The 5,215-nt window shown below is 35.8% G+C and carries 6 protein-coding genes; 4 read left to right on the top strand and 2 right to left on the bottom strand.

Translation table 11 applies throughout. The features are described 5' to 3' along the window. Positions 1-415: 415 nt before the first annotated feature. Complete coding sequence (locus F4V57_RS14640) at positions 416-616, bottom strand: hypothetical protein (protein WP_070070767.1); 201 nt, start codon at positions 614-616, stop codon at positions 416-418. 127 nt (positions 617-743) lie between these two features. On the opposite strand from F4V57_RS14640, the gene F4V57_RS14635 reads away from it, so the two are divergent. Both F4V57_RS14635 and F4V57_RS14630 read left to right on the top strand, forming a co-directional pair. Beyond that, on the top strand, positions 744-2,216 hold the full coding sequence (locus F4V57_RS14635) for a phage/plasmid replication protein, II/X family (protein WP_070070764.1): 1,473 nt from the start codon (positions 744-746) through the stop codon (positions 2,214-2,216). A 7-nt stretch (positions 2,217-2,223) separates the two neighbouring features. Beyond that, complete coding sequence (locus F4V57_RS14630; RefSeq protein ID WP_070070765.1) at positions 2,224-2,574, top strand: hypothetical protein; 351 nt, start codon at positions 2,224-2,226, stop codon at positions 2,572-2,574. Between the two features lie 439 nt (positions 2,575-3,013). Here the strand turns inward: F4V57_RS14630 and F4V57_RS14625 are convergent, their stop codons facing one another. Further along, on the bottom strand, positions 3,014-3,214 hold the full coding sequence (locus tag F4V57_RS14625) for a hypothetical protein (protein ID WP_070070767.1): 201 nt from the start codon (positions 3,212-3,214) through the stop codon (positions 3,014-3,016). Between the two features lie 127 nt (positions 3,215-3,341). On the opposite strand from F4V57_RS14625, the gene F4V57_RS14620 reads away from it, so the two are divergent. Both F4V57_RS14620 and F4V57_RS14615 read left to right on the top strand, forming a co-directional pair. After that, on the top strand, positions 3,342-4,814 hold the full coding sequence (locus tag F4V57_RS14620) for a phage/plasmid replication protein, II/X family (RefSeq protein ID WP_150330562.1): 1,473 nt from the start codon (positions 3,342-3,344) through the stop codon (positions 4,812-4,814). Positions 4,815-4,821: 7 nt separating this feature from the next. Next, positions 4,822-5,172 (top strand): hypothetical protein, encoded by a 351-nt coding sequence (locus F4V57_RS14615; protein ID WP_070070765.1) that lies wholly within the window; start codon positions 4,822-4,824, stop codon positions 5,170-5,172. Positions 5,173-5,215: the final 43 nt, after the last annotated feature.

The raw sequence follows: 5,215 nt of genomic DNA, 5'->3' as shown, positions 1-5,215 counted from the left end.
TTTCGTATAATCCCACATTATGTTACTTGCCACGTCATTGTTACAACTCAACATATTTGTGATACAGATATGTTGAGTTGTCAATGATGTTAAAATAGGCAAGTAACACCAGAGGCATTTAACATCAATGTTCATTATACGAAGTTCAGCATATAAAAATAAATCTTTTTATTTTCAAAGACTTAATGATATTAATGCAGAATATCTAAAAGACTATACAAAACAACAAGTTAAATGCCTTTACTGCGATCGTTATTTCTCAATGTCTGCAATGCACAAACATTTAAAACAATTTCATACCGATCAATTCGGCAAATTTTTGTGGTAGTCGGGGAGTCCACGTCTTCTGGTAGTGGACTCTTGTCTCGAAAATGAGACTTTTAACAATATTACGTTTAAATTTTAATCACTATAATTAGTTTTTTATATGGAATCTTCCTAGATTATCTACGTCTAATTTTTTAAGCCCTAATTCTATTAGCTGGTGCAATATTTCGCTATCTTGAACAGTTGGATAGCCATTTTCTAATAATTTGTTATTAATTTTTCTATGAGCTTCTCTAAGTAAATCTTGCTCTGATTCCTTGATTCTTAAGTACATATTTCTTTTAGCCATATCAATGCTCCTGTTGTCATGTTTTTTATTTTACATGTTGTCATGAAAACACTTGATAAAACTTGTTGTCATGTTTATATTTATCACAAATGTTTACATGACAACATAACAACATTGGTTGGGTTTTATGGTTCTATGCGATCACCTTTGTATCAACATTCCGTTTAAGTCGAAATACTTAAACTGTGATGCTAATGGTCGCTACCAGTTCGTAAATGTTGATTTGTTTGACCTGGATATAAAGTTGGGTTCTCGTTCGGTGCATCGTGAAGACGATGGCGAGATAAAACCACAATTGTTGTATCACCCATATGAGAGTTTGCCGACAAACTTTACAGGTATGGCACTCAAGGTTTATTTCGATTCTATTTACGATCAACCTTATGTCCAGATTAAGGCTAGTCCGGCCAAGTTGTTACAGGGTCACAATGTATTCGGGACGGATAACATAGAGCAGGGTGCAATGGAGATGTTTGGCTATCTGTTTACGTCTTATCCCAAATTTATTGACTTTCTGGATATTTCAAATGCATGGCTATCGCATATTGATGTTACCGCATCAATCCGTTTTAAAGATCAACATACGGCAGATCAAGTACTGGCATTTATGCGCCGTATCCAAAATGGTCAAACATTGCTATCTGATAAACAGCATAAGAATACGGTTTATTGGGGTGGTGTTAGTTCCCGATTACTTAACCACAAATGTTATTTAAAGCATAACGAATATGTCGAGCAATTTGAGGATTATAAGCTGCTTGCAAAACGTGGTGATAAGGCAGCACAACGTGTTGTTGATGTGATGTCTGATATACGTCTTTATAACTGGACAGTTGGTTTAGCTCGTTTTGAAACACGTATGAAAAAACGCTGGTTAGAACGTCAAGGCATACCGACAAAATTGTATGACTTGATCGAATTACAACGTAAACAGCCTGATATTTTAGAAACACTTTTTAAAAAAGCAACGCATAGCATATTTGCAGCCCTAAGAGGTCAAACTATGAAGCTTACAGACGATCATTCTATATATTCTCAAATCAGCAACAATTTACCTTTAGCCAGTTCAAAGCGTCAAATATCAGTGACTAAAGTAATCAAGGTATTTGATTTTTATCTGTGCATCGAACGTCACGGTCATCGTGGTGCTAAAGAACACTATGGCACTCAATATTTTACATTGATTGGTGAATTGGTTAAGTGCGGTTTTACCGAGGATTATATTGGTAACTTGCCTAAAAACCATCTTAATAACCTTGATCATATAACAGCCTATATCACTGTATATCGTAAATTAAGAAAGGTGACTGAACCTAACAATGTATCTGATTTACAGATTCAAAATATTTATAACTTCTATAAACGTTTGAAATCGGAAGGTTATATCACCGTTAAAAAATCAATGAGCAAAGCTCAATTTGCTAAACGTATATCTGCATTAACTTCCTGTGGCTTTTCAAAAGCTTACTTACAAAACCTGCATGACAGTGATTCTAAGAACATTATTCCATTCGTCAAGCTCGTAGAGATTGATTTTAACTCACAACTGCCAGATTGGTACGAACCGCCAGTTTCGCAGTTTAACTACAAACTAGCATAGGTGCGATATGACACAACTACCAGAACATCCAATTATGACCGTTACAGGAATTCGTAAATCCGAGGGCGGATTTACTGGCGAAAACGGCTTAGTCAATTACTCGAATACGGTTGTAACAGTTTTACAGCCGTTTAGTGAGCAAGAATTGCTTCAAGGTGCAATCGGTCTAAAAAGTACCGAGTACAAGATCAAAGGTGCACAGTTCTTTGATGACTATCGTCATTTACACGATAGATTGCCGGCTCAAGCCCAGATGATATTCAAACTCGATGTCACTCGCAAAGTGCCGTCTGTACAGCTTGTTGCGATGAAGTTTGAAGAGCCTGTAAAGGCACAGACCAAGAATGTAAGTAATTGATATATAAAGGGATAATATGCAATGTTTCGTATAATCCCACATTATGTTACTTGCCACGTCATTGTTACAACTCAACATATTTGTGATACAGATATGTTGAGTTGTCAATGATGTTAAAATAGGCAAGTAACACCAGAGGCATTTAACATCAATGTTCATTATACGAAGTTCAGCATATAAAAATAAATCTTTTTATTTTCAAAGACTTAATGATATTAATGCAGAATATCTAAAAGACTATACAAAACAACAAGTTAAATGCCTTTACTGCGATCGTTATTTCTCAATGTCTGCAATGCACAAACATTTAAAACAATTTCATACCGATCAATTCGGCAAATTTTTGTGGTAGTCGGGGAGTCCACGTCTTCTGGTAGTGGACTCTTGTCTCGAAAATGAGACTTTTAACAATATTACGTTTAAATTTTAATCACTATAATTAGTTTTTTATATGGAATCTTCCTAGATTATCTACGTCTAATTTTTTAAGCCCTAATTCTATTAGCTGGTGCAATATTTCGCTATCTTGAACAGTTGGATAGCCATTTTCTAATAATTTGTTATTAATTTTTCTATGAGCTTCTCTAAGTAAATCTTGCTCTGATTCCTTGATTCTTAAGTACATATTTCTTTTAGCCATATCAATGCTCCTGTTGTCATGTTTTTTATTTTACATGTTGTCATGAAAACACTTGATAAAACTTGTTGTCATGTTTATATTTATCACAAATGTTTACATGACAACATAACAACATTGGTTGGGTTTTATGGTTCTATGCGATCACCTTTGTATCAACATTCCGTTTAAGTCGAAATACTTAAACTGTGATGCTAATGGTCGCTACCAGTTCGTAAATGTTGATTTGTTTGACCTGGATATAAAGTTGGGTTCTCGTTCGGTGCATCGTCAAGACGATGGCGAGATAAAACCACAATTGTTGTATCACCCATATGAGAGTTTGCCGACAAACTTTACAGGTATGGCACTCAAGGTTTATTTCGATTCTATTTACGATCAACCTTATGTCCAGATTAAGGCTAGTCCGGCCAAGTTGTTACAGGGTCACAATGTATTCGGGACGGATAACATAGAGCAGGGTGCAATGGAGATGTTTGGCTATCTGTTTACGTCTTATCCCAAATTTATTGACTTTCTGGATATTTCAAATGCATGGCTATCGCATATTGATGTTACCGCATCAATCCGTTTTAAAGATCAACATACGGCAGATCAAGTACTGGCATTTATGCGCCGTATCCAAAATGGTCAAACATTGCTATCTGATAAACAGCATAAGAATACGGTTTATTGGGGTGGTGTTAGTTCCCGATTACTTAACCACAAATGTTATTTAAAGCATAACGAATATGTCGAGCAATTTGAGGATTATAAGCTGCTTGCAAAACGTGGTGATAAGGCAGCACAACGTGTTGTTGATGTGATGTCTGATATACGTCTTTATAACTGGACAGTTGGTTTAGCTCGTTTTGAAACACGTATGAAAAAACGCTGGTTAGAACGTCAAGGCATACCGACAAAATTGTATGACTTGATCGAATTACAACGTAAACAGCCTGATATTTTAGAAACACTTTTTAAAAAAGCAACGCATAGCATATTTGCAGCCCTAAGAGGTCAAACTATGAAGCTTACAGACGATCATTCTATATATTCTCAAATCAGCAACAATTTACCTTTAGCCAGTTCAAAGCGTCAAATATCAGTGACTAAAGTAATCAAGGTATTTGATTTTTATCTGTGCATCGAACGTCACGGTCATCGTGGTGCTAAAGAACACTATGGCACTCAATATTTTACATTGATTGGTGAATTGGTTAAGTGCGGTTTTACCGAGGATTATATTGGTAACTTGCCTAAAAACCATCTTAATAACCTTGATCATATAACAGCCTATATCACTGTATATCGTAAATTAAGAAAGGTGACTGAACCTAACAATGTATCTGATTTACAGATTCAAAATATTTATAACTTCTATAAACGTTTGAAATCGGAAGGTTATATCACCGTTAAAAAATCAATGAGCAAAGCTCAATTTGCTAAACGTATATCTGCATTAACTTCCTGTGGCTTTTCAAAAGCTTACTTACAAAACCTGCATGACAGTGATTCTAAGAACATTATTCCATTCGTCAAGCTCGTAGAGATTGATTTTAACTCACAACTGCCAGATTGGTACGAACCGCCAGTTTCGCAGTTTAACTACAAACTAGCATAGGTGCGATATGACACAACTACCAGAACATCCAATTATGACCGTTACAGGAATTCGTAAATCCGAGGGCGGATTTACTGGCGAAAACGGCTTAGTCAATTACTCGAATACGGTTGTAACAGTTTTACAGCCGTTTAGTGAGCAAGAATTGCTTCAAGGTGCAATCGGTCTAAAAAGTACCGAGTACAAGATCAAAGGTGCACAGTTCTTTGATGACTATCGTCATTTACACGATAGATTGCCGGCTCAAGCCCAGATGATATTCAAACTCGATGTCACTCGCAAAGTGCCGTCTGTACAGCTTGTTGCGATGAAGTTTGAAGAGCCTGTAAAGGCACAGACCAAGAATGTAAGTAATTGATATATAAAGGGATAATATGCAATGTTTCGTATAATCAATATTA

Source organism: Acinetobacter qingfengensis (assembly GCF_008693185.1).
In the GTDB taxonomy this organism is placed as follows: Bacteria; Pseudomonadota; Gammaproteobacteria; order Pseudomonadales; family Moraxellaceae; genus Acinetobacter; species Acinetobacter qingfengensis.
The sequence above is the reverse complement of the archived record's forward strand: the minus strand, read 5'-3'. Positions and strand labels throughout refer to the sequence as shown.

What these genes read in the sequence shown, in the direction of transcription:
- F4V57_RS14640 (WP_070070767.1), bottom strand. Translation starts at nt 616, where the DNA reads ATGGCTAAAAGAAATATGTACTTAAGAATCAAGGAATCAGAGCAAGAT.
- F4V57_RS14635 (WP_070070764.1), top strand. Translation starts at nt 744, where the DNA reads ATGGTTCTATGCGATCACCTTTGTATCAACATTCCGTTTAAGTCGAAA.
- F4V57_RS14630 (WP_070070765.1), top strand. Translation starts at nt 2,224, where the DNA reads ATGACACAACTACCAGAACATCCAATTATGACCGTTACAGGAATTCGT.
- F4V57_RS14625 (WP_070070767.1), bottom strand. Translation starts at nt 3,214, where the DNA reads ATGGCTAAAAGAAATATGTACTTAAGAATCAAGGAATCAGAGCAAGAT.
- F4V57_RS14620 (WP_150330562.1), top strand. Translation starts at nt 3,342, where the DNA reads ATGGTTCTATGCGATCACCTTTGTATCAACATTCCGTTTAAGTCGAAA.
- F4V57_RS14615 (WP_070070765.1), top strand. Translation starts at nt 4,822, where the DNA reads ATGACACAACTACCAGAACATCCAATTATGACCGTTACAGGAATTCGT.